Origin of the sequence: Motilimonas sp. E26 (assembly GCF_021278025.1) — a bacterium.
GTDB lineage: Bacteria > Pseudomonadota > Gammaproteobacteria > Enterobacterales > CBDFNC01 > Motilimonas.
In genome coordinates, this window is the sequence record NZ_JAIBHJ010000011.1 from 1 (window position 1) to 22,936 (window position 22,936).

General features: G+C 43.7%; 24 protein-coding genes. 16 read left to right on the forward strand and 8 right to left on the reverse strand.

The annotated features are described in order from the left end of the window. Positions 1 to 148: 148 nt before the first annotated feature. The 13 genes from K1M91_RS10915 (at position 149) to K1M91_RS10970 (ending at position 8,761) form a co-directional block, all read left to right on the forward strand. Positions 149 to 637, forward strand: coding sequence for a YbaY family lipoprotein (locus tag K1M91_RS10915; RefSeq protein WP_232801791.1), 489 nt, complete (start codon positions 149 to 151; stop codon positions 635 to 637). A 521-nt stretch (positions 638 to 1,158) separates the two neighbouring features. After that, positions 1,159 to 1,725 (forward strand): hypothetical protein, encoded by a 567-nt coding sequence (locus K1M91_RS10920; protein ID WP_232801792.1) that lies wholly within the window; start codon positions 1,159 to 1,161, stop codon positions 1,723 to 1,725. A gap of 85 nt (positions 1,726 to 1,810) precedes the next feature. Next, a complete protein-coding gene (locus K1M91_RS10925; protein ID WP_232801793.1) occupies positions 1,811 to 2,140 on the forward strand; it encodes a hypothetical protein in 330 nt (109 codons plus the stop codon). A gap of 182 nt (positions 2,141 to 2,322) precedes the next feature. Further along, a complete protein-coding gene (locus K1M91_RS21410) occupies positions 2,323 to 2,451 on the forward strand; it encodes a hypothetical protein (RefSeq protein ID WP_282561131.1) in 129 nt (42 codons plus the stop codon). Positions 2,452 to 2,884: 433 nt separating this feature from the next. Beyond that, positions 2,885 to 3,256, forward strand: coding sequence for a hypothetical protein (locus K1M91_RS10930; protein WP_232801794.1), 372 nt, complete (start codon positions 2,885 to 2,887; stop codon positions 3,254 to 3,256). Between the two features lie 236 nt (positions 3,257 to 3,492). Further along, entirely contained in the window at positions 3,493 to 4,020 is a 528-nt protein-coding gene (locus K1M91_RS10935; RefSeq protein ID WP_232801795.1) for an AAA family ATPase, read from the forward strand. Positions 4,021 to 4,140: 120 nt separating this feature from the next. Continuing rightward, positions 4,141 to 4,590, forward strand: coding sequence for a hypothetical protein (locus tag K1M91_RS10940; RefSeq protein WP_232801796.1), 450 nt, complete (start codon positions 4,141 to 4,143; stop codon positions 4,588 to 4,590). Further along, positions 4,587 to 5,093, forward strand: a complete 507-nt coding sequence (locus K1M91_RS10945) for an endonuclease V (protein ID WP_232801797.1) — start codon at positions 4,587 to 4,589, stop codon at positions 5,091 to 5,093. Before K1M91_RS10940 ends, K1M91_RS10945 begins: the two co-directional genes overlap by 4 nt. A gap of 235 nt (positions 5,094 to 5,328) precedes the next feature. Next, positions 5,329 to 5,691, forward strand: a complete 363-nt coding sequence (locus K1M91_RS10950; protein ID WP_232801798.1) for a VOC family protein — start codon at positions 5,329 to 5,331, stop codon at positions 5,689 to 5,691. Positions 5,692 to 5,859: 168 nt separating this feature from the next. Continuing rightward, positions 5,860 to 6,255, forward strand: coding sequence for a hypothetical protein (locus K1M91_RS10955; RefSeq protein WP_232801799.1), 396 nt, complete (start codon positions 5,860 to 5,862; stop codon positions 6,253 to 6,255). A gap of 181 nt (positions 6,256 to 6,436) precedes the next feature. Next, positions 6,437 to 7,381: a prolyl oligopeptidase family serine peptidase gene (locus K1M91_RS10960; protein ID WP_232801800.1), complete on the forward strand. Its 945-nt coding sequence runs from the start codon at positions 6,437 to 6,439 to the stop codon at positions 7,379 to 7,381. A gap of 378 nt (positions 7,382 to 7,759) precedes the next feature. Then, positions 7,760 to 8,377, forward strand: coding sequence for a trimeric intracellular cation channel family protein (locus K1M91_RS10965; RefSeq protein WP_232801801.1), 618 nt, complete (start codon positions 7,760 to 7,762; stop codon positions 8,375 to 8,377). Between the two features lie 210 nt (positions 8,378 to 8,587). Beyond that, positions 8,588 to 8,761 (forward strand): hypothetical protein, encoded by a 174-nt coding sequence (locus tag K1M91_RS10970; protein WP_232801802.1) that lies wholly within the window; start codon positions 8,588 to 8,590, stop codon positions 8,759 to 8,761. Positions 8,762 to 8,885: 124 nt separating this feature from the next. Here K1M91_RS10970 and K1M91_RS10975 read toward each other — a convergent pair whose 3' ends face one another. Genes K1M91_RS10975 through mtnN form a run of 3 tightly spaced genes read right to left on the reverse strand, consistent with a single transcriptional unit; the run spans position 8,886 to position 10,973 of the window. After that, positions 8,886 to 9,278, reverse strand: coding sequence for a rhodanese-like domain-containing protein (locus K1M91_RS10975; protein WP_232801803.1), 393 nt, complete (start codon positions 9,276 to 9,278; stop codon positions 8,886 to 8,888). Between the two features lie 28 nt (positions 9,279 to 9,306). Next, positions 9,307 to 10,275, reverse strand: a complete 969-nt coding sequence (locus K1M91_RS10980) for a cobalamin biosynthesis protein (RefSeq protein WP_232801804.1) — start codon at positions 10,273 to 10,275, stop codon at positions 9,307 to 9,309. After that, positions 10,275 to 10,973, reverse strand: a complete 699-nt coding sequence (mtnN, locus tag K1M91_RS10985; RefSeq protein ID WP_232801805.1) for a 5'-methylthioadenosine/S-adenosylhomocysteine nucleosidase — start codon at positions 10,971 to 10,973, stop codon at positions 10,275 to 10,277. Before mtnN ends, K1M91_RS10980 begins: the two co-directional genes overlap by 1 nt. A gap of 480 nt (positions 10,974 to 11,453) precedes the next feature. On the opposite strand from mtnN, the gene tyrS reads away from it, so the two are divergent. Both tyrS and K1M91_RS10995 read left to right on the forward strand, forming a co-directional pair. After that, on the forward strand, positions 11,454 to 12,734 hold the full coding sequence (gene tyrS / locus K1M91_RS10990; RefSeq protein ID WP_232801806.1) for a tyrosine--tRNA ligase: 1,281 nt from the start codon (positions 11,454 to 11,456) through the stop codon (positions 12,732 to 12,734). Between the two features lie 74 nt (positions 12,735 to 12,808). Beyond that, positions 12,809 to 13,081, forward strand: a complete 273-nt coding sequence (locus K1M91_RS10995) for a hypothetical protein (RefSeq protein WP_232801807.1) — start codon at positions 12,809 to 12,811, stop codon at positions 13,079 to 13,081. A gap of 42 nt (positions 13,082 to 13,123) precedes the next feature. Here K1M91_RS10995 and K1M91_RS11000 read toward each other — a convergent pair whose 3' ends face one another. The 5 genes from K1M91_RS11000 to gltB all read right to left on the reverse strand — a co-directional run bounded on the left by K1M91_RS11000 (position 13,124) and on the right by gltB (position 21,525). Continuing rightward, on the reverse strand, positions 13,124 to 13,531 hold the full coding sequence (locus K1M91_RS11000) for a hypothetical protein (RefSeq protein ID WP_232801808.1): 408 nt from the start codon (positions 13,529 to 13,531) through the stop codon (positions 13,124 to 13,126). Between the two features lie 131 nt (positions 13,532 to 13,662). Beyond that, entirely contained in the window at positions 13,663 to 14,796 is a 1,134-nt protein-coding gene (rlmC, locus tag K1M91_RS11005; RefSeq protein WP_232801809.1) for a 23S rRNA (uracil(747)-C(5))-methyltransferase RlmC, read from the reverse strand. A 293-nt stretch (positions 14,797 to 15,089) separates the two neighbouring features. Next, complete coding sequence (locus K1M91_RS11010) at positions 15,090 to 15,497, reverse strand: hypothetical protein (protein ID WP_232801810.1); 408 nt, start codon at positions 15,495 to 15,497, stop codon at positions 15,090 to 15,092. A 142-nt stretch (positions 15,498 to 15,639) separates the two neighbouring features. Beyond that, positions 15,640 to 17,055, reverse strand: a complete 1,416-nt coding sequence (locus K1M91_RS11015) for an FAD-dependent oxidoreductase (RefSeq protein WP_232801811.1) — start codon at positions 17,053 to 17,055, stop codon at positions 15,640 to 15,642. 9 nt (positions 17,056 to 17,064) lie between these two features. After that, positions 17,065 to 21,525 carry a glutamate synthase large subunit gene (gene gltB, locus K1M91_RS11020; RefSeq protein ID WP_232801812.1) on the reverse strand — a complete coding sequence of 1,487 codons (4,461 nt, stop codon included), beginning with the start codon at positions 21,523 to 21,525 and terminating at the stop codon, positions 17,065 to 17,067. 382 nt (positions 21,526 to 21,907) lie between these two features. Between gltB and K1M91_RS11025 the strand changes: the two genes are divergently transcribed. Beyond that, positions 21,908 to 22,843, forward strand: a complete 936-nt coding sequence (locus K1M91_RS11025) for a TIGR01212 family radical SAM protein (protein WP_232801903.1) — start codon at positions 21,908 to 21,910, stop codon at positions 22,841 to 22,843. Positions 22,844 to 22,936: the final 93 nt, after the last annotated feature.

Genomic DNA, 22,936 nt, shown 5'->3' on the forward strand with positions numbered 1-22,936 from the left:
AGCTTTCTCCGTTTGGTTTTGTCACCGTTAGCATACCTAGGTTAAAGGTAGCTGGAGGAGGCTCAATGATTATCAAGGTTATGAACGGGACGCCTTTTCACTGCGGCAGCTTTTCAAAGTGTCTTGAATACAAAGGATTAAATTGGTTTTGGGTGGTTTGATAAGCGCCCGTTATTGCGACGTTAGGCTTAAAATTATCAGAGGTAATATCCATATTAAAGTTTTACTAATTACATTTTTTAGTGTGGTATTTCTAGTTGCATGTAATGAAAGTAATGATAACGCTACCGTAAAAGATCCCAATGTGTATGGAGTAATTGAACTCAATGGTTTAATTGAATCTAATGATATTTTAAGGATGGAAGTCCAAATTATAGATTATTCTATTGGCGATGCATCAGCTGTAATAGTAGGTAAAACTGAAATCGAATTAATTGATAGCTTTCCTCTTAGTTACAAGGTTTCTTATAAAGCCGAAGATATAAATGAAGGAAATTTATATTCTGTAAGTGCGTCTTTAATTTCTGTGAGGGATTCTGGAGAAGAGTTTGCTAAATTTATAACTACTCAAGCTTACCCAGTTTTAACTAATGGGGCTTCATCTGAAGTTGATTTATTGCTTGAGCCAATAGAATAAGCCTAACAGATAAGAATAGGTGTCGCGAAGCCGACACCCTATATTCAAGTGTTGGGCAACGCTCGGATTATCCCCGTGTAGTGGAGCCTCGCTGATGTCACGTTCACTCGGTCGCAGGATACCGATGCAGCGCATGCAGTGTTGGCAGCAACGGCAATAGTCAGCACTGTATTTGGTGCTGTAAACTTTCGCCTGCCCCTGACAAAAGCTTAAGCCTAGATAGGCTGTAAATTTATGTGCTGCACAGTTTATACAAATGGTTGAATAGACGCAGTGGTAGGCGAAGTTATAACTGGAGTAATTTCAATAAGATGCTAATGTATTACGCGATTTAGCGACCAAGAGTGAGTAAGCGATTTATTCACGTAGATTGGTACTAGGCGCGTGTTGATTTACACGCGTGAATATAAAACTGAAGAGCCCAAAAGCTCGATGCGGTCTTGTGTTTTAAAATAAGCGCACGTCCGGATCTGTGTGGGGTCGGCCCAGTAATCGGTCGCTCTACCACGATTGAGTAGACCATGATCGAACAATTGCGCAAGAAAATGAAATCACTAGCTTTACTCGATGCGATTATTGAGCAAGAGTGGCAATACAGGTATTTCTCTTACAATTCGAATTGGTCTGATTCAGAAGAGATGGGTTCGCTCCGTGATGGATGCGGTGGCGAGTGGTTTCTTTGGTTTTCCGGAGAATTAGCTGGCTATAAATGCTTGAGCCCAGAAGATGGATTAATGCCAGAATTACAAGAAGCTAAAGAAAGTGCTTCTGAAGCCTTTGGCAGTTTTATAAATGAGCCTGCTTTTAGCATGGATCAAGCTACCTGTATTTGGTTTCTAGAGAACTCCCAATGGACGGAGCATGGAAAGCCTGTCAAATGGCTGATTGATTTGAAGGCAATAACAAACTGGGAAGCCAGTGATTACCATGCTTGGGCAACTGAATACTATGAGCGTGAAATAGACTTAGAAGCAGTCGAGAAAATACTTAGCGGTGAATTTAGTGAAGATCTCGCTAAAAAATTAAATCCAGATATAGAAATGAGCGAGCTATTGGCAGAGCTACCAGAAATTGGCATCAACTCATAACAAGGCAATGGTTCGGAATTTTAAAAGCTCCGGCTTCGCCTCCATTTTTAAAATCCGCACATTGCGGCGTTAGGCTCTATCAATTATGGAACTAGATCTGGCGAAAATACTGAATGATCCGAACTTTGATGAATCAAGCTTTCAATTGCTTGAGGATTATCTTGGAAAGTTTCTGAGTAAATCGGAATACTTTATAAAGCGTTTTCATATGAAAAGTGAAGAGGTAACAAATTGGGATGTCATTTATCTAGTTATATTGTCAGCGTTTCCGTATGAGCCGGCGATTCAGCACGCTTTAAAATACGAAAATTGGGAGTTGCCGGATTTTTCAACCTTCTCTTGGTTCAATGGCGGTAATTATACGGCTATCAAAGAAGATGAATATCACGATTGGCTGTCAAAGGTTCCAGCCTAACAGATAAGAATAGGTGTCGTGAAGTCGACACCCTATTCAGTTATTGGACAATGCTCGGATTATCCCCGGAGCCTCGCCGATGTCGTGTTCTGCCTTATTAAGTAAATTGCTGCATTGAGCGTTAACCGCACTTAGCCTGAGTACCTTTCTCAAGACGAACGGGAGAGATGCAAGGGGCGTTCATGATGGAAACGCTCACCTTATCAGTTTGTTACGGCTTGTCTGTGTGTTGTTTCTTTATTCGTATTCCTCTTGTTTACGCGCGAGGCGTGATGAATGCCATTATCCTTATTGCGTCCTTGCGGGGTTGATTATCTCGGTGGCTCAATCCCCAGTAGCTGTTGCAGCAACGGCAATAGTCAGCACTGTATTTGGTGCTGTAAACTTTCGCCTACCCCTGACAAAAGCTTAAGCCTAGATAGGCTGTAAATTTATGTGCTGCACAGTTTATATAAATGGTTGAATAGACGCAGTGGTCGGCGAAGTTATAACTGGAGTAATTTCAATAAGATGCTAATGTATTACGCGATTTAGCGTCCAAGAGTGAGTAAGCGATTTATTCACGTGGGTTGGTACTAGGCGCGTGTTGATTTACACGCGTGAATATATAACTGAAGAGCCCAAAAGCTCGATGCGGTCTTGTGTTTTAAAATCAGCGCACGTCCGGATCTGTGTGGGGTCGGCCCAGTAATGGGTCGCTCTACCACGATTGTGGCCTGAAATTAACATGCGAGGGCATTTAGATTGATTAAGATCGGGGATACGCGCTTAGTCTTTATAAATATGGAAAAGACGTCAATCGATTACTTGATGCACTTATCCATTAAAAGGAACCGTAGCGAAGTGGTGGGTAGATTTATCTATTTAAAAGAAAATAGCCCATTAGATAGCTTGCTGAATTTATCAGTATATCCAGCGCTTTCATGGAAATCTGATTGTGAAAATTTACTCATTTCGAAAAAAATAGAAAATAATCAATGTGTTTATAAAGTTAACTTTTGTATCGACTCAGATAATTTCGATGAATATTGGGAAATAAATGTAGTATCTGCACCAGAAGAGCAAATCGAAATTGACATTAAGGCTATCAAAAACGCGTTCAAGGAAAGCACATAACAAACGCAACCAAAACGTGCTGTCACCCTCGATTCGCTATGCTCGCGTTTGTTGGGGGCGTTAAGGCTGTAGAATTTCTCTTTTTTAAGAAAAGCAGCCTCTTTTATGGGTTCCAAATGCATTACCTATTGTCTTAAAAGTGCTTAGGATTGATTGCTGGGCACCGTTTTTTAGTCAAATCTGGCTGTTGGAGTTATTCTACTGTCTCGTTATGCGATTCAATGGATGAGGTGTATATGAAGTTAATTTGGATTCACGGTGCTCCAGCAGCAGGTAAGTTAACCGTTGCAAAGTACTTGCATGAGCATTATGGCTATAAATTGTTTCATAATCATTTAGCTGTTGATTTAAGCTTGGCGATTTACGATGAGTTTGGTGACAAAGATTTTAGTGACTTTACCAATGGCATTAGAAGAACTGTTTTAGCCAAAGCGAAATCGATTGGTGTATCTCATCTTGTAATAACATATATGACTTGTGCTGAAAGTGATTCTGTAGAAATTAATAAATATCTCGACTTTTTTTCTGAAAATGAAATTGAAGTGTATCCAATTCATTTATGCCCAAAGGCTGAAATCATTTTAGACCGCTCAGCTTCTGAAGAAAGACAGCAATCACACAAACTATCGTGCCAAACAACAATTTCAAATTTACTTAATAATATGAAGTTTTTAGGTATTAATCACGAGAATACACAATCAATTGATAACAGTAATCTTACCCCAAAGGAAGTTGCATTAAAGATAGTCAATTACGTTAAGTAAAATTGCATAACAGCTGTTAAACAAGGACAAAAAACAGTTGGTTTTGCTCCTTTGTCGCTTATTTTAACCAACTATTTATTGCCTGTTAACGCGGGCGTTCGGCATATAAAGAGTACCAATATGATCACCAAGCTAATACCAATAGAAAATGTATTTCCTGAAATCATGGTTGGTGCACCAACTCCAATGGTTTTTGCAGATGAGCACATAGTTAAGTTGGCTTACTACGACATTGAAGATGATGTCGCATTAATCACATTTGATCATTGCTTTGAGTTTCGAATGGGTATGCCGGGAGAGGATGCCATATCTAAGAGCCAATATAGTGGTTTAGGTTTATTAAACTTCGAACCACATGTGGTAGAAGGCTCGCCGTGGATTGATGAATTGGAAAAACGTTACAAAGTTATCTCTGAGTTCTCTCGGGCACAGAGGAATTATGTTCATTATCTATTCGCATTTCATGAACGTACATTTGAGTGTATTGCAAGTGGTTACGAGGTAACAAAGCTCTCGGCAATTACAGTTGAAAAAGCACTAATAAATAAGGTGTGCAATAATTTACAATGAAGCTAGTAATAGATGTTCACTACAATAACAATGACTACGCAGTTGCATCTGGGGTGCTATTTTCTGATTGGGAATCTTCATCCTATAGCAGCAAGTTAAGTGTCAAGATTAATGACATTGAACCATATCAACCAGGCAGTTTTTTCAAAAGAGAATTGCCTTGCATTTTGGCTCTTCTTAACGAGATCAAAGAGGACGTTGAAGTTATCGTGATTGATGGTTATGTCACCCTTGGGGAGGCGCGACAAGATGGGCTAGGCTCTCATCTTTACAATAACTTGAATACAAAAGTACCGATAATTGGTGTAGCAAAAAACAGATTTGCTGGAACGCCAGAGCAATGTGAAGTTTTACGCGGTACCAGTAAAAAGCCTCTTTATGTAACAAGTATCGGTATTAGCCAGTCTGAAGCGAAGAGGTTTATCCAACAGATGCACGGTGAATATCGAGTTCCAACTTTACTTAAACTAGTCGACTCTGAGTGTCGAAATGAAATCGCTTAATGAGACGCTTTCATTGGGCTTTTGACTGAAAGCTAAGTAGTAGAAATCAGGCTAAATTTGAAGCTATTCGCATTTGTATTTTAGAGGGGGGCAAATTTGCCCTGATTCATCCCGCCACTCAAAATTTATTAGCATAAAAACTGCGTACAGTAGTTGCTTAGTGCAACCCCACTGACACTCCCTGTCAGTGGGGGCAAGGTATGCTTGGTTTTCTATATAGTAGGAGACTAACGATATGAAAATGAACTACTTTGTACTTGGTACCAACAACATAGAAGCTTCGACTTGCTTCTATGATGCACTCTTTGAGCAAACAGCGCTTAGCCAAGTTTTAGCAAACGAAAGGATGACCTTCTGGCAAGGTGACGATAAAGACTCGGCATTTGCCATCGCTATTCCCTTCGATGAAGCACCTGCGACCAATGGCAATGGTAGCATGATTGGTTTTAGTGTTGGCTCTGCTGATGAAGTAATAAGATTGCATCAAAAGGCCATTGCATTAGGTGGCTCTTGTGAGGGGGAGCCTAATCAAAGAGGGCCTCGTTTTTCTGCCTATGTCAGAGATCTAGATAAAAATAAGCTAGTATTTTCTGCTTAAAATACGCACTCGTTATTTACAAACAGCAACTGATAGCCTGTGCCAACGAGTTTGAGCGTGTTATTGAGTTGTTTCAAATAACCATTAGACTATTTATAAACAGGGCTCTGTAAGGTACTCATACTTTTCTATTTATTGGCTGCTTCTCATAGTGCTAGAGGTAAGAACATGAAATGCTTAATATCTTTCATTTTAATCATACTTTATGTCCCACTTTTGCAGGGTGAAGAGCAGCCTGAGCTGACTCGCTTCATAATGGATTACCCTCACGGAGAAGAAAGAATTTTATCAAACAGCGATGGTGCCGCGTATTTATACTACGGTGCTCATCCAAGAGCACAAGTGATAAAAAAAGGGACGTTTTCACCACTGAGCTTATATCACCAATTCAAGGCGCATTTACAGGAAAACCAGCCAGGGGAAAAGCGATCAGATTCAAATGCTACTTATGGCATGGTAACGCTGGTGTACAGCGATGGTAGTACGTCTTCCCACCTTATTTTTGATGTAAAAAGTTTAGCTGAACGCGTATTTAGAAAGGCCCATGACAATATTGTTCAGTGATATTTCCCCCTTTTCCCCTAATTTTAGAGTCATTACTGATGAAAGCTCAAGTGGCTAATATCTGACGCTTTAGCGGGACGCTTCATGCCGAAATGGTTGTGAAAACGACGGGTGGTGTATTTAAAAACTTTAAAAAACAACTTATTATACATTGTCTTAGAATAGACATTGGAGTGACTTCATGAAGTATCGACTACTCGCTATACTTTTAATGGCTTTTAATATTAACGCACTTGCTGACTCTGTAGATGCCACCACACTGACAACGAATCGAGCAGATGGCACGAAAATAAATTACTACCTAATTGATCAAAAAGAAGACAGCAAAAGTGATACCTTGTTGCTCATCTTGCAAGGTTCAGATTGTAATAGTGCTCTGAATATCAAATCCATTTTTACGGATTACAAAAATATTTGGCCACAGTCTGATCTTTTATTAATCGAAAAATATGGCATTGATAAAAGTTTAGTTTACAGCGCTGATGCGGAGCGTAAAGACTGTCCAACAGCCTACTTAAAGAAAGATAACCCGAAGCAGCGAGTTGAAGACATCGCCGCTGTGCTAAGTACGATAAATAAAGAGCGTAATTATGACAACTTGGTTGTTATCGGGGGAAGCGAAGGTGCAGTGATCGCCAACTTACTTGCTGCAAGTAATCATGATGTGGATGCGACTATTTCTTTTAATGGTGGCGGGCAATGGTTTATTGATGATGTATTACATAGCATCAGTTCTGAGCAGACAGATGTAGATAAAACTAAGGAAAGCGTTGAGGGCTTTAAAGGCTTTGCTCAACACATATTAAATAGTGAACCGTTTGATATTGAAGTGAGTGGTCATGGTTATAATTGGTGGCGGCAGATGCTATCAATTGATCAGCTTAGTACACTGAAAAGTGTTAATACGCCTTTGCTCATCGTACAAGGGGGGATTGATAAGTCTGTGTCACCGCAAAAAGTGACAGACATGATGTCTGAGCTACAAAAATCAGGCAAAGAAAACATCGAATTTCGTTTTTATGAAAATCTAGATCACCGCTTTAACAATTCTGCAGGCCAAGAGCAGTTAGCAAACGTCATTACTGACATGAATAGCTGGCTAAAAAAAACGCTAAATGCAGACTAAACACATGAATGAGCCACTCGTGGCTGCATCTTTTAGCAAGGGGCGTAAATTCTTTTTCAAGAGTTGTTATTATGCTGCCTGCCACCTTAACCGTTATTAACGCGGTTGCGGCGCCAATGGTGATGTATTCTGTCTAAGGCCAAGTTGGGCCCTAATGAAGCAATCATTGGCAGGCCTGAGCTTTGTTTGAGTCGGGCTCTGTTAAACTGTATTAAATAATCTGATGGCAATTTATTTTTTATTGTTATTACTTTGGTTTATTTAAATGCTGTCTATTGGTTTTATTTGCAGTGTAAGGTTCTTTATTTCTCGTTTTTTGTGGGCTTTGTATCTACAATGCCCCCTTTGTTTTGCGAAGAAAATTTAAGCGATCGAACCATGTTACTAAGCATTATTTACATTATTGGAATTACCGCAGAAGCAATGACTGGTGCGCTCAGCGCTGGTCGAAGAAACATGGATTGGTTCGGTGTCATGCTTGTTGCGAGTGCAACGGCAATCGGTGGGGGCAGTGTAAGAGATATTTTATTGGGTAACTATCCTTTAACTTGGGTCGCGCACCCTGAATATTTATTGATCACTTGTGTCGCAGGCATAGTGACCACTTGGTTGGCAAAGTGGGTTGTAAAATTTAAAGGAGTGTTTATACGCTTAGATGCGCTCGGGCTGGCAGCATTTAGCATCATAGGTTGCCAAGTTGGACTAAACATGGGGTTACACTACGGTATTTGTGTCGTGGCAGCTATTGTCACTGGGGTATTTGGTGGCCTGCTGCGCGATTTAATATGCCGTCAAACGCCACTGGTTTTGCATCAAGAATTGTATGCTTCTGTGGCATTAATTGTTGCTTGCTTGTACTTAACTTTAGCGCATTTCGCCATTGATGAAAGCATCTCAATTATCGCCAGTTTATTGGTTGGCTATTTAGTCCGTATGGCTTCGGTTCGATTTAAATGGCGTCTACCTAGGTTTAACTTATTAGAGACTGCAAGGTAAAACACTTTGGCCTTGCAGTTACGGCATTTGGCTTGGTGATGTTGTTTCGCGCGGTGGCAAGAGGATACATCAACTTGGGTAGGCTAAATTAAGGTGCTAAGAACCAATAACAAACAGCCATGTTGAACAGGTACCTTAGAAAGGGCATTTACCGTGGCTTACTTATCGAGCCTTCTTTGGTGATGGTATTTATCTGATATAGGCTAATTAATGAACTATAAGACGTTATTATTTTTTTGTTTGGGCTCGGTGAGTGCTGTTGTCGGCACAGCTCTTTTTAATGGCGATCAAGATTGGCTATTGGTTCTTTATACCATCATTGGTATCTCGCTCATTTCTTTGCTGTTGGCGGGAATACTTTTTCTGTGTGGCAAGGCTAAGTGAGCTATCAGCTTGGCAGCGTTCAACTTAATATTGTTAATATTACAAAAAAGCCACTTCGAAAAGTGGCTTTTCTCTTAGAAGGCTGGGTTACTTTATTGTTGAAATAAACGGTTCAGTGATAGGATTACTCAACTACTTCAACGGGCAACCCTTTAGCTTGCCAGCCCAGCATATCGCCTTCTAGGTGTGACACCTTTAACAACCCATTGCTCATTAACACGTCTTCAGCAATGGCGGCGCGGCGGCCTGAGCGGCAGTAAACCACTATCTCGGTATCTTTATCTAGGCTAGCTAACTGTTGGTCTAATTGGTCGTATGGGATATTCATTGCGCCTTTAATATGACCTTGGGCAAATTCGGCAGGGGTGCGCACATCTAACAATTGCATTGGCTTTTCTGATTGCTGCCAAGCCACTAACTCGCTTTGGCTGACGACTGGCACGCTGTTTTTAGCCACAGTACTGTGGGTGAAAAGAATAATAAGTGTTAATAAGCAAGCATTTAATAAAGCTTTCATGAGTTAATCCTTGTAACCGCGTTGAGTGTTAGTAGCGGGGCTGCTGTATTAGCCACCAGCAAATATTCAGTACAACATAAACAATTATCCATAACCAAGCGGCGTGATTTAAACGTTGCTTTAATGGTGTTAAATGGCCTTGGCTAATGATGTCACCCGTGCCCATTAACGCAAAACGTACCTTGATGGTCTCATACATACGCGCGCCGCCAAGTTGTATTTTTAAGCTACTGGCTAAGGCTGAAATAACCAAGCCGGAGCTTAACATTGGCCAGCTGGCACCTTGGTGAAATAGGTTTTTTAAGGCGTAGCGGGTGTTGCCATAACAACTTAAGGTGAATGCGAGTAATAAACAGGGAATGAAGCTCACTGTTTGGTAAGCTTGTTGTGCGGCGATGCCAAAATGGCGAAAACGTGTTTTTTTTCTGTTCCAATAAAAATTACACAGCTGTAATAGTCGGCAGGCTAGTGCGCCATAAATACCGGCAACGGCAAACCAAAAGAACACCACAAACCAACGATGGGCTAAATGTAACGGCAGGCTTTCGGCGGCCGCTTTTTGCAGGCCTAACTGCGATAGGGCATCTACATCACGCAAAGTAATAAGATCCAAGTTATTTCGTGCTTGGCTTTTGTCGGTTACAAGTAAAGACTGTCGGCTGTGGTCAAACGCGGTGACATAAGCGCGCCATTCAAATAAAAACAGCAATAATAGAAAATCAAAAAATTCAGCAAATATCAGCACTTCTTTCAGTGCCACAACAAGGGCAAGACTGGGCAATATCACTAACATTAATGCGAGCAAGCCAGCGAGTTGTTGTTGCGAAAAACTATTGCTTGGATTGGCAACCTTGTTACCCAGTAATTGTAATATATGGCCAGCGCCTGTGGCGGGGTGGTAGCGTAGCGGCAGGGGAAAAAATAATGATGCCAATGCAGCTAATAACAGCATTAGCTGATTGGGCATCATTTGGTATAGCTCAAGTAAGCTAGGCATTAGCCGAGACGCTTAACCATTTCCGCAATCATTAAGCTTGAGTGTTTCGCGGCTACCACTAGGTATTCATCAAATGATTGGCTTGATTCTTTACCAGCGATGTCAGACAGCGAACGAATGATCACAAATGGCACGCTAAATTGATGACAAACCTGTGCAATGGCCGCGGCTTCCATTTCAACTGCCGCCATGGTGGGGAAGTTGTTACGGGCGTATTCCACTTTTACTGGATCGGCCATAAAAGTATCGCCAGTACAAATTAAGCCTTCAATCACCTTTACCTGTTCATCAACGGCGGCAACCGAGTCTTTCGCTACTTGCACTAACTTCGCATCGGGTAAAAATGCTGCTGGCAGTTGTGGTACTTGGCCTATTTCATACCCAAAGGCGGTCACGTCAACATCGTGATAACGCACTTCAGATGAGATCACCACATCGCCTACTTGTAGCGCTTGATCGTAACCGCCCGCAGAGCCGGTGTTAATCACAGTATCGGGTTGGTATAGCTCAAGTAATAAGCTAGTTGCTACCGCAGCAGCCACTTTACCTATGCCTGATTTAGTTAAAATTACTTCCACGCCGTGTAGTTTACCGCGGTAAAATTCACAGCCTGCGATGGTTTTGGTTTCTACTTGTTCAAGTTGTGCGCGCAGTAGTTCAACTTCTTGTTCCATTGCGCCGATAATGCCTATTTTCATCTTGATGATTCTGCTATGTAAAATAATTAACTGGATATTAGCATATACCCAATAAACTTGAAGATGCATGTTTCAGAGCACTGCCATGTTTTCAATACTAGGCACGCTAATGCAGGAATGTAGACACCTTTTAAATGAGCGTAACAACACTTTTTGATTTGAAATCAGGGAAACACGGCGGCGCTCCCAAAGGGCAAGTTTTACACGCGTTAATGCTGCGTTATTGATTTTAATAAGGGGAAAGCCATTACCTGCAATCAATGCCTTACCTAAACGCGTGTAAAATCTTGCTGAAATCAAGCATCTTGGGTATGAGCAAAATTGATAGAAACGCCATCCGCTTACAACAATCGCTTAAATGCGGCAGAAAAAGCCACGAAAAACCATAAACAAGCGGGGTTTGGCCTGTTTTTTGTCAGGTCAAATGTGTAAAATCGAGCCCCATTTTGGATTTAAGCAACTTAAAATACAGGTTTCGCGATGACAGCAACAAATGAACTATTGAAAGACTTACAAGCCCGTGGGCTGATTGCACAGTGTACCGCTGATGAAGAATTAGCTGAGCACCTTTCAACAGGTTGTCGCACTTTGTATTGTGGCTTCGATCCCACTGCCGACAGCCTACACATAGGTAGCCTAGTACCACTATTGGTACTAAAGCGTTTTCAGCAGTTTGGTCATAAGCCTTTAGCCCTAGTTGGCGGCGCAACGGGCTTAATTGGTGACCCAAGTTTTAAAGCAGCAGAGCGTCAGCTAAACACCACCGATGTAGTGGAAGGCTGGGTAGAAAAAATTAAAGCACAGGTCAGCGCCTTTGTTGATTTTAACGAATCAGAGAACGGCGCCGAGGTGGTTAACAACCTAGATTGGATCGGTAAGATTGATACCATCACCTTTATGCGTGACATAGGTAAATACTTCAGCGTTAACGCGATGATCCAAAAAGAGTCGGTTAAACAGCGCATTGAGCGTGAAGGCTCGGGTATCTCATACACTGAATTCAGTTACATGCTGTTGCAGTCGTACGACTTTGCGGCGCTAAACCGTGATAAGAACTGTACTTTGCAAATCGGCGGTTCAGATCAATGGGGTAACATTACCGGCGGCACTGAATTAACTCGTCGCATGAACAAAAATCAGGTGTTTGGTTTAACGTTGCCATTGGTAACAAAATCAGACGGCACTAAGTTTGGTAAAACTGAGTCTGGCACCATTTGGTTAGATGAGAACAAAACTTCATCTTACTCTTTTTACCAGTTTTGGTTAGGCACGGCTGATGCTGACGTGTACAAGTTCCTACGTTACTTTACTTTCTTAAGCATTGAAGAAATTGCAGCCATTGAAGAAAGTGATAAGGCGATTCAAGGTCGCCCTGAAGGCCAGCAAGTGCTTGCTCGTGAAGTCACCCGTTTAGTTCGCGGTGAAGAAGGCCTAGCCTCAGCTGAGCGTATTACTGGCGCCTTGTTCTCTGGCGATTTAACCTCACTGAGTGAGTCAGATTTAACCCAACTTGCTTTAGATGGCTTGCCAATCACTGAAGTAGAAGGTGATTCACTTTCTCTGGTTGAGCTATTAACTTCTTCAGAGCTTGCTAAGTCAAACAAGATGGCACGTGAGTTTATCGGTAATGGCGCGGTATCGGTTAATGGTGAAAAAGTAGCTGATACTGAAGCTGTATGTAATAAAGCAGACGCTATGTACGGCAAATTTACCTTAATCAAGCGCGGTAAAAAACTATTTAACTTATACATCTGGAAGTAATACTTGCCGGTAGATAAGTGAGTAAAAGGAGAAGCTAAGCTTCTCCTTTTTTGTTTGTGAAATTGGAGCGAGCAGTGAGCAAACCCAGTTGCGAGCAAGTCCTTCAGGAAGTGATAGCTAAAGTAAAAGCAGAGTTTCCGTTTCATGCGCCCGAGTCGAACATTTGCAGCGACCATTGTGAGGTCTGCACTAAGAAGCTATTAGAGCTGGTGGAAATGGAGATTATTGGCTGGCAAACCCGCTTAGACCAAGGTGATAAGCCTAACTTTGCCGAGTTAAATCAATTTGTTAAGTTATGTAAAAACGTGCGCCGAGCACTGGTGCGTAATGGCCTATTAGTTAAATAGTCAAGTAATTAAGGGCTGTTATCAGCCCATGTTGTAAAAAGCTTACTGTTGAAACTCCGCCACTTGTTCTTTGTTTTCAGGATCAAGTAGAGGATCTTGGTTAATGAGCTTAATCCGACGAATATCTTCTATGCGAAAAATAAGATTACCTGAGTCTTCGGCGTCTTTGTAATCATGAACCCGATCATCATCACCCCAGTAACGCACTTGCTTCATTAACACAAAGCCACTGCTTAAACGGTTATTGCTTACCTGCTCGTATAGGGATTTAGCGACATTACCGTAGTAATAATAAGTTTCCATGCCATCATTTTCTTCTGGCACGTTAAATTGGGCAAACACCCAAACGCGCTCTTCACTGACATTACTAGTGGCGGCATCCACTTCTTCGGAAAAGCGGCAGCCTGAAAGTAAGGTGAATACGCATAACAATAAAACTTTTAGTTTCATTTTTTCCTCGTCACAGCTGATAGGGTCATATTTAAGGCGCTATTATGGTCTAACTGGGTTGTAAAAGTCGATGATGTTTTTGTGATGGGGTGTTGTTTTTGGCATGAATCTAGTCATGCCAAAAGCCATTCTCAGCCAGCCGTGCGTTTTAACAATGTCAGCACTTCGCTGTGATGGCTGTGAGGGAACATATCAAATAGTTGCGCTTTTTCTAATTGATATTGTTCAAGCAAACGTAAATCAGCCACTAAGGTGGCGGGGTTACAACTCGAATAAATCAGCCAAGCAGGTTGCAGTTGATTAATGGAGCCGCACAACTGTTGGCCTAAACCTCGTCTTGGCGGATTAACTACAAGAAGCTCAGGTGGTTGGTTTTGTACCATAGCAAATGCTGTTGAATCAAGCGCCTGAAAGGTAAAATCACTGATACCCATTTCACTGGCTGAGCGTGTAGCACAATCGATGGCTGAAGCCGATATTTCAATGCCTGTTACCTTTAAGTCTCTGCTGGCCAAATGCAAAGCGAACCCTCCGACCCCACAAAATAGGTCCCAACAGTTAGATACTTCTAATGACTCGCTCCAGTCTTTGGCGGTTTGGTACAGTTTGGCCGCGACCGTATTATTGGTTTGAAAGAAGCTTTGTGGCTGAATGTATAAAGGTACATGATTGAGTTGCTGTGACAACATCGTCTCAGCGGTCAGGATTATTTCCGTTTCGCCTTCAAGGATCGCTTTGTGCTCAGGCTGTAAATTTACCGAGCAGACTTGAAGCTCGGGCCATTGCATTTGTAGCCAAGGTAAGCATTTTCGGATTTTATCCAGATGATTTTTTGAGCGCAGCACCAAGCGTAGTAGCCAAGTCTGTTCGGTTGGATTATAGGTGAGTAGCACAAATTTAAGTTCGCCGCGGCGTGTTTCAATGCTGTAGGGCTCTAATTTGGCAAAGCTAATGAAGGCTTTTACTTGCTCAAAAGCGGCTTTAAATGCCGTCGGGTAAAGTGGACAGTTGACTAAGTCCACCGCCTGCTTTTGATGATTAATGATACCAAGTATGGGGTGTTCAGACGTGCCTTGTACCACCATTTTAGCTTTGTTGCGAAACCCTTGTGGTAAGCTGGCCAAGGGGGAAATAATGTTAGTAGGAGAAAATGGCGCAAGTAGACTTGTTAAGTTTTGCTGCTTCCTGCTTAATTGTTCAGGGTAGGTGACATCGATTTGCGAACAAGACTGGCATAGTCCAGCAGAATAGTATTCACACTGCATGTGAAGGTGGCTCTGACAAAGAAAATAAAGCGGAATTTATACAAAAATACGCTTTGCGCCAAGTAAAACTCGTCGCTGCCTGACTAAATTTCTATGCCTTCGTTAAGGTTGTTAAACCATGCTGATATTGCGTGGTTAGCTAGCTGGATAAGCCTAACGGTTACGTCATGAATTTGTGCCTGCTAGGAAACCTCAGTTATACTTAAGCCCATTACTAGCAGATTGGATAGTGCTATTCATGTCGTGACTGCCGTTTCGGGCTCATCATCTAGAGAGGATCACCGCAACGCTTACTACCACTCTTTAGTTGATTGACAAGTGCCATAATACTGTTTGGCAAATAACTTGCCTTGCAAACTCACTCGGTGGCTAGAATGCACTGAATTTAGGTGACGATCGATTGAGGTGACAAGCACTTCACCTGTGCTGGTTTCATCAATAAAGGCAGCGCCATTGCCTTTGTAAACAAGTTTCACCGGTTTGATTGAGCCGTTATCAGCGATAATAAATCCACTTGGGCCTTGGGGATCGATTTCAAATTTGAGTTTTAGCTCTGCGTTACTTTGACCAAATTGGTCACTGTAGCGAGTATAGATGCAATCGATAATTGGATTCGCGCCAATAGCAGCGAAAGCTTGGCTGAATGGCAGCATAGTCAGTAGGGTGAGGGCTTTTACAGCATGTGAATACTTAGCTTTCATAAATTAATCTCGTTATTTCCTTTAATATCAAAATATTGAAGGTTAATGTACCTAGGCTGAAGATATCACACCCTGCTCGGCTCTAACATCAAGACTTAAACATGCTTGATGCTAGTTATCCGAGTAGGAGGCAGATTAATGTTTACACGCCAAGGTAATCCATGATGCCATCGGCTGCTTTGCGGCCCTCGTCAATGGCTGTTACCACTAAGTCAGAGCCACGCACGGCATCGCCGCCAGCGAAGATTTTTTCATTACTGGTTTGAAACGCAAAGGCACCTTTTGCGGGCGCTTTAATGCGTTGCCACTGATCAAGCTCGACCCCATGTTGACCGAGCCAAGGTGCTGGACTGGGCTGAAAACCAAACGCCATGATAATAGCATCTGCCGCGAGCACTTCGTCAGAGCCTTCGATAGGCTCAGGGCGACGACGGCCATTTTCATCAGGCTCGCCAAGTTTGGTTTTAATAATCTTAACCCCTGAGACTTCACCTTGGTTATTAAGCTCAATAGCAGTAGGTTGTACGTTAAAAATAAACTCGACGCCTTCTTCCTTGGCGTTTTGTACTTCGCGTTTTGAGCCGGGCATGTTGGCTTCGTCACGGCGATAGGCGCAAGCTACACTGGCTGCACCTTGACGTATAGAGGTGCGAACGCAGTCCATAGCGGTATCACCACCGCCCAGTACCACTACTTTTTTATCTTTCATATCAATGAAATCAGCGGGTGAGTTTTCAAAACCCATTAAGCGATTAATGTTTGCAACTAAAAAGGGCAGGGCATCGTAAACACCGGGCGCACTTTCGTTTTCCAGATCGGCTCGCATGTTGGTGTAAGTCCCGGTGGCGACAAACACCGCGTCATATTGACTGAGTAAATCTTCAAAGGCGATATCTTTACCGACATCAACATTGAGTTTGAATTCAATGCCCATTGAAGTGAATACTTCACGGCGGCGGATCATGACTGATTTTTCCAGCTTAAAAGGTGGAATACCGAACGTAAGTAGGCCACCAATTTCGGGATAGCGATCAAACACCACGGCTTTTACGCCGCCGCGCGCTAATATATCGGCGCAGGCAAGACCTGCAGGCCCCGCGCCAACAATGGCGACTTTTTTATCGGTGGCAACCACTTGTGACATATCAGGACGCCATCCCATTTCAAAGGCTTTTTCGGTAATGTATTTTTCTACGTTACCTATGGTAACCGCACCAAAATCATCGTTTAAGGTACAAGCTCCTTCACATAATCTGTCTTGTGGGCACACGCGACCGCACACTTCAGGCAAACTATTGGTTTGGTGACATAACTCTACTGCTTCTAAAATTTTTCCCTCCGTCGCCAACTTTAACCAGTTTGGAATGTAGTTGTGTACCGGACACTTCCATTCACAATAAGGGTTGCCGCACTCAAGGCAGCGGTCTGATTGCATTTGCGCTTGGCTATCGTTAAAGGGTTTGTAAATTTCAATAAACTCTTCTTTACGCACGGTGATCGGTTTCTTCGGCGGATCAATGCGTTGTACGTCAATAAATTGAAAGACATTCTGGCTCATAATAATTCCTTATTGGGCTTCAACCCGTAGCTCGGCAGTGGAACGACTACGGTGGCCTAACAATGATGAAAGCTCCGCGGACTTAGGTTTAATTAATCTAAACAGTGGTAAATATTGATGAAATTTAGCCAAGATTTGTTCGGCGCGCGCACTGCCCGTTTCATCGAGATGCAAGTTGATCAGGCCGCGTAAGTGCTCTTGGTGAATGATTAAATCATCTAATTCAATCGCCTCAACCAGCTCTGGGTTTAGCTTCTCGCTAAAGTTACCTGCCTCATCAAGAATGTAAGCAAAACCGCCCGTCATCCCTGCCGCGAAGTTAACGCCCACTTCACCTAACACAGTGATAATACCGCCGGTCATGTATTCACAGCCGTTGTCGCCAATGCCTTCCACCACGGCATGGGCGCCGGAGTTACGCACCGCAAAGCGCTCACCCGCGCAGCCTGCAGCAAATAACTGACCACCAGTCGCGCCGTATAAGCAGGTGTTGCCGATGATGGCGGCCTCGTGGGATTTAAACGCCACGCCTGCATGAGGGTGGATCACTAACTTACCCCCCGCCATGCCTTTGCCGACGTAATCGTTGGCGTCACCAGTGAGATATAACTCGACGCCGCCAGCATTCCACACGCCAAAGCTTTGCCCAGCGGTGCCGTTCAGTATAATTTTTATAGGATCGCTCGCCATCCCTTGATTGCCATGGCGCTTGGCGATAATGCCGGAAATCATCGCGCCGACGGAGCGGTCGGTATTGCGAACCGTATGGCGATAGACGCCGCCTGATTTGTGCGTAATCGCATCATTTAATTGCTCGGCCAATTTGCGGTTAAGCTCGCCTTTATCAAACGGCGGGTTGGCTTCGGTGCAATATAATGGATGCCCTTTGGTACTTTTTGGCGCATACAAAATGGCAGACAAATCTAGCTTACTTTGTTTTTGGCTTTCACCATCTTTAACTAATAATAAGTCGGTGCGGCCAATTAAATCCGTTAGCTGTTTTACCCCTAATTGCGCCATCAGCTCACGGGCTTCTTGGGTGATAAACTTAAAGTAGTTCATCGCCATTTCCGGCAAGCCGTGATAATGATCGCGGCGCAGTTTTTCATCTTGAGTTGCCACACCTGTGGCGCAGTTGTTGAGATGGCAAATACGCAAATACTTACAACCTAACGCGACCATAGGGCCGGTGCCAAAGCCAAAGCTTTCCGCGCCGAGGATCGCCGCTTTGATCACATCTAAACCGGTTTTAAGGCCGCCATCCACTTGCAAGCGCACTTTATGGCGCAAGTTGTTGGCTACCAGTGCTTGATGGGTTTCGGCAAGGCCGAGCTCCCAAGGGCTGCCCGCGTATTTGACCGAGGTTAATGGGCTTGCACCCGTGCCACCGTCATAGCCAGAAATGGTAATCAAGTCGGCATAGGCTTTGGCTACGCCCGTAGCGATGGTGCCGACACCGGGCTCAGACACTAATTTAACTGAGACTAAGCAATCTGGATTAATTTCTTTAATATCAAAAATCAACTGAGCTAAGTCTTCAATAGAATAGATATCATGATGAGGTGGTGGTGAAATTAGCGCCACACCGGGCGTGGAATAACGCAACTTAGCGATTTGCGCGGTGACTTTATGGCCGGGTAATTGGCCGCCCTCACCGGGTTTGGCCCCTTGCGCCACTTTAATTTGAATGACTTCGGCATTCATTAAATAGTGCGGCGTAACGCCAAAGCGTCCCGAGGCAATTTGTTTGATTTTTGATAGACGTTTGTTGCCAAAGCGAGCGGGGTCTTCACCGCCTTCTCCTGAGTTAGAGCGGCCGCCTAGGGTATTCATTGCAATTGCTAAGGCTTCATGGGCTTCAGGGCCGAGCGCACCAATGGACATGGCGGCAGAGTCAAAACGTTGATACAAAGACTCCGGCGCTTCAACTTGATCAAGGGCAATGGCTCTGGCATCGCGGGTCAGATTAAATAAATCGCGCAGACTGGAAACGGGGCGCAGATTGACCGTATCAGCAAACACTTTATAGTCTTGGTAATCACCTGACTTCACCGCCACTTGTAGGCTGGTCACCACATCAGGGTTGTAGGCGTGGTATTCACCGTCATGCACGTATTTTAGTAAGCCGCCTTGTTCGAGTGGCTTACGATGAATGTAGGCTTGTCGATGTAAGCGCAGCGCATCTTGTTCAAAATTAGTGAACTTAGCGCCGGCAATACGAGAGGTGACGCCTTTAAAGCAGCGCTCAATGACTTCGTCATCAATGCCGATGGCTTCAAATAACTGCGAGCAGCGATAACTGGCTACCGTTGATATGCCCATCTTCGACATGATTTTGTATAAGCCTTTATTAATACCGTTACGATAGTTTTCAAGGGCATCACGTAGGTTAAGATTTAAGGTGCCGTTATCAACCAATTGCCCTAACGTTTCATAGGCTAAATAGGGATAGACAGCCGTTGCACCAAAGCCGAGTAACACGGCAAATTGGTGTGGGTCGCGGCAGCTGGCGGTTTTAACCACTATGTTAGTGTCGCAGCGTAGGTTGTTATTTACCAGTGCTTGCTGTACTGCGCCCACCGCCATGGCTGCTGGGATCGGCAGCTGGTCTGGTGAAATGTTCTTATCTGATAACACCAGCAATACCGTGCCACTTTGCGCTAACGAAACGGCTTGTTGTGCAATGCGCTCAACCGCCGCGCCTAAGCCTTCGTCGACACTAAAGGTGAGATCTATTTGGCCATGTTGGTAATGTTGTTGATCCAGTGCTAACAATTGCTTAATGTCGCTGTAAAGTAGAATCGGCGAGTCAAACATCACACGGTTGGCGTGGCCGGTAGTTTCATTAAACACATTTTGCTCTTGACCAATGCAAGTGGCCAAGCTCATAACGTGATTTTCACGCAGTGGGTCAATCGGGGGGTTAGTGACCTGGGCAAATTTTTGTCTAAAATAATCATACAAGCTGCGTGGCCGCTGTGACAGCACGGCCATCGGCGTGTCATCGCCCATTGAGCCGGTAGCCTCTTGGCCGATTTCGCCAAGCACACGGATCACTTGCTCAATCTCTTCGGCGGAATAGCCAAACGATTTGTGATAGCTTTTCAGTGTGAGCTCATCCATTTGCCGAGCGCCAATGGCATTGTCGGGTATTTGACTAAATGGCTGCAAACGTTGGCTGTTGGCACTGAGCCACTCGCGGTATGGGTGGCGGTTTTTTAAGTCTTGGTCAATTTCAAATGAGGTCCATAGCTTGCTGGTTTTGGTGTCGATAACAAACAACTCACCAGGGCCAACGCGGCCTTTTTCAACTACCTCATCGGGTTGGTAATCCCAAATACCGACTTCAGAAGCAAGGGTAATAAAGTTGTCTTTGGTGATCACATAACGAGCAGGGCGCAGGCCATTACGGTCTAAGCCACAACCGGCAAAACGACCGTCGGTCATCACGATGCCGGCAGGACCATCCCAAGGCTCCATGTGCATGGAGTTAAAGTCGTAGAAGGCTTTGAGGTCGTCATCCATTGAAGGGTGCTTTTGCCAGGCGGGTGGCACCACCAAGCGAAAAGCGCGGAAAAGATCCATGCCGCCAGCAAGGAATAATTCCACCATGTTATCTAATGAGGATGAGTCTGAGCCAGAGGTGTTCACAAAGGGCGCAGCATCTTGCATGTCGGGTAATAGCGGCGAGCCAAATTTATAAGAGCGTGCCTTGGCCCATTGGCGGTTGCCTTCGATAGTATTGATTTCACCGTTGTGAGCCAATAAACGAAATGGTTGTGCCAATGGCCAGCGTGGTGAGGTGTTGGTTGAGAAGCGCTGGTGGAATAGGCAAATGCTGGTTTCCATGCGAATATCGGCCAGATCCAAATAGAAAGTAGGTAAATCCTCTGGCATCACCAAGCCTTTGTAGATCACCACTTGATTCGACAAACTGGCGATATAAAAGTCGTCATCATCGTTGATACGTTTTTCAATGCGGCGGCGTACCAGATAAAGGCGACGTTGCAAGTCTGACGCGCGCCAGCCCGTTGGTGCGTTAATAAAAATTTGCTGAATATCAGGTACGCTTTGCTTAGCAATATCACCTAATACATTGATATCAACTGGTACTGTGCGCCAACCTACCAAGGTCAGGGTTTCACGGGCGAGCTCTTCAGTGATGATTTGTTTTGCACGCTTCGCTTTTTGTGCATCTTGGCTTAGAAAAAGCGTTCCAATGGCGTAATTGCGACCTAAGTTCCAGTTGTTTTCTTTGGCGACGGCACGAAAGAAGCTGTCGGGTTTTTGCATTAATAAACCACAGCCATCACCGGTTTTGCCATCAGCAGAGATGCCGCCGCGATGCTTCATTCTATCTAATGCTGAAATAGCAACGCGCACCAGCTTATGGCTAGTTTTACCCTTAGTGTGGGCGATTAAGCCAAAGCCACAATTGTCACGTTCAAAAGAGGGGTGGTAAAGAGACATAACTTTGCTCCAATTCCTATCATCGCCATCTCTAAAATATGTGGGATTAGCTTGCGATGATGCGTATTCGTTAAGTTGGCGAGAAACTAACCAGAAAAGCACAAGGAGTCAAATTTCGTTTACATTTAGTTAGGCTTGTTAACATTTATTTTTATTTAACCTTTTCAGCTGTCTATCAAGTTACTTTCTGGCAGTAAATTGTCAGGTGCGCGTTATTCTAGTCATTAAGCTTAAGTTTAGGCTGTTTTTTGAACAAAAAGTTTACTGCTTTGTTAAAAATATAATAAACCCTTACTTAGTGCTTGTTTGATTTACCTCTACAACTTACTCCCTCTAGCTGATTAGCATGTCGACTTTGATTGAAGGGATAGAAGTAAACGCTATGCAGTTACATCATTGGGTAAATACCTTAGGCCAAGATTTAAAATCTCGTTATGGAGAAACGGTGCGTAAGCTCACCATACATGGCAACTTTACTTGCCCAAATCGCGATGGGACATTAGGCACTGGTGGCTGTACTTTTTGTAATGTGGCGTCTTTTGTCGATGAAACCACTGCTGTGCAATCTATCGCGCAGCAGTTAGATGTTAAAGCCGAGCAGCTTAAGGCCAAGAGTTCGAAATATTTAGCTTATTTTCAGGCTTATACCAGCACTTACGGTGAGGTACTTGAATTAGACAGGCTATATCGGGAAGCCATGGCGTATCGCAATATAGTGGGATTATGTGTTGGCACTCGGCCGGATTGTGTGTCTGATGTGGTGTTGAATTTACTCTCAGGGTATCGCGAGCAGGGCTATGAAATTTGGCTTGAGCTTGGCTTACAAACCAGCAATGATAAAACCCTAAAGCGCATTAACCGTGGTCATGGTTGGGCCGAATATGAACATGTCTGCCTGAAAGCAAGAGCGTTAGGAATAAAAGTGTGTACCCACTTAATTGTCGGTTTGCCCGGCGAGGGTTGGCAAGATTATCAACAGACCATAGATAAGGTTGTCGCATTAGGGGTTGATGGACTTAAATTGCATCCTTTACATATTGTTACAGGTTCAACTATGGCGAAAGCTTATGCTGCAAATAGGTTAGCTGCTATTACCCTTGAGGAATACGTTGCCGTTGCGGTAATGATGATCCAGCGCACGCCTGCTGAAGTGGTTTATCATCGCGTTTCTGCAACAGCACGAAAGCCAACCTTGATTGCGCCTGCGTGGTGTGAAGATCGTTGGCAAGGTATTATTGCTGTTGCCAAAGGGTTAGCTGCGTCAGGTTCACAAGGAAGTCAAACAAACTCCCGCTATCTATTTCGTTCTGTGAGCTAACACGGATGTTTCAACGGATAAGTTGTTTAAGGCTGGTTAAATGAGCGCAGTCATTCATAATAACAGTGGAGTATGGATAAGGGGGCGCAGAGC

What these genes read in the sequence shown, in the direction of transcription:
- K1M91_RS21410 (WP_282561131.1), top strand. Translation starts at nt 2,323, where the DNA reads ATGATGGAAACGCTCACCTTATCAGTTTGTTACGGCTTGTCTGTGTGT.
- K1M91_RS11025 (WP_232801903.1), top strand. Translation starts at nt 21,908, where the DNA reads ATGCAGTTACATCATTGGGTAAATACCTTAGGCCAAGATTTAAAATCT.
- K1M91_RS11015 (WP_232801811.1), bottom strand. Translation starts at nt 17,055, where the DNA reads ATGAGCCAGAATGTCTTTCAATTTATTGACGTACAACGCATTGATCCG.
- K1M91_RS11010 (WP_232801810.1), bottom strand. Translation starts at nt 15,497, where the DNA reads ATGAAAGCTAAGTATTCACATGCTGTAAAAGCCCTCACCCTACTGACT.
- K1M91_RS10980 (WP_232801804.1), bottom strand. Translation starts at nt 10,275, where the DNA reads ATGCCTAGCTTACTTGAGCTATACCAAATGATGCCCAATCAGCTAATG.
- K1M91_RS10970 (WP_232801802.1), top strand. Translation starts at nt 8,588, where the DNA reads ATGAACTATAAGACGTTATTATTTTTTTGTTTGGGCTCGGTGAGTGCT.
- K1M91_RS10960 (WP_232801800.1), top strand. Translation starts at nt 6,437, where the DNA reads ATGAAGTATCGACTACTCGCTATACTTTTAATGGCTTTTAATATTAAC.
- mtnN (WP_232801805.1), bottom strand. Translation starts at nt 10,973, where the DNA reads ATGAAAATAGGCATTATCGGCGCAATGGAACAAGAAGTTGAACTACTG.
- K1M91_RS10975 (WP_232801803.1), bottom strand. Translation starts at nt 9,278, where the DNA reads ATGAAAGCTTTATTAAATGCTTGCTTATTAACACTTATTATTCTTTTC.
- rlmC (WP_232801809.1), bottom strand. Translation starts at nt 14,796, where the DNA reads ATGCAGTGTGAATACTATTCTGCTGGACTATGCCAGTCTTGTTCGCAA.
- tyrS (WP_232801806.1), top strand. Translation starts at nt 11,454, where the DNA reads ATGACAGCAACAAATGAACTATTGAAAGACTTACAAGCCCGTGGGCTG.
- K1M91_RS10955 (WP_232801799.1), top strand. Translation starts at nt 5,860, where the DNA reads ATGAAATGCTTAATATCTTTCATTTTAATCATACTTTATGTCCCACTT.
- gltB (WP_232801812.1), bottom strand. Translation starts at nt 21,525, where the DNA reads ATGTCTCTTTACCACCCCTCTTTTGAACGTGACAATTGTGGCTTTGGC.
- K1M91_RS10920 (WP_232801792.1), top strand. Translation starts at nt 1,159, where the DNA reads ATGATCGAACAATTGCGCAAGAAAATGAAATCACTAGCTTTACTCGAT.
- K1M91_RS10950 (WP_232801798.1), top strand. Translation starts at nt 5,329, where the DNA reads ATGAAAATGAACTACTTTGTACTTGGTACCAACAACATAGAAGCTTCG.
- K1M91_RS10925 (WP_232801793.1), top strand. Translation starts at nt 1,811, where the DNA reads ATGGAACTAGATCTGGCGAAAATACTGAATGATCCGAACTTTGATGAA.
- K1M91_RS10940 (WP_232801796.1), top strand. Translation starts at nt 4,141, where the DNA reads ATGATCACCAAGCTAATACCAATAGAAAATGTATTTCCTGAAATCATG.
- K1M91_RS10965 (WP_232801801.1), top strand. Translation starts at nt 7,760, where the DNA reads ATGTTACTAAGCATTATTTACATTATTGGAATTACCGCAGAAGCAATG.
- K1M91_RS10945 (WP_232801797.1), top strand. Translation starts at nt 4,587, where the DNA reads ATGAAGCTAGTAATAGATGTTCACTACAATAACAATGACTACGCAGTT.
- K1M91_RS10935 (WP_232801795.1), top strand. Translation starts at nt 3,493, where the DNA reads ATGAAGTTAATTTGGATTCACGGTGCTCCAGCAGCAGGTAAGTTAACC.
- K1M91_RS11000 (WP_232801808.1), bottom strand. Translation starts at nt 13,531, where the DNA reads ATGAAACTAAAAGTTTTATTGTTATGCGTATTCACCTTACTTTCAGGC.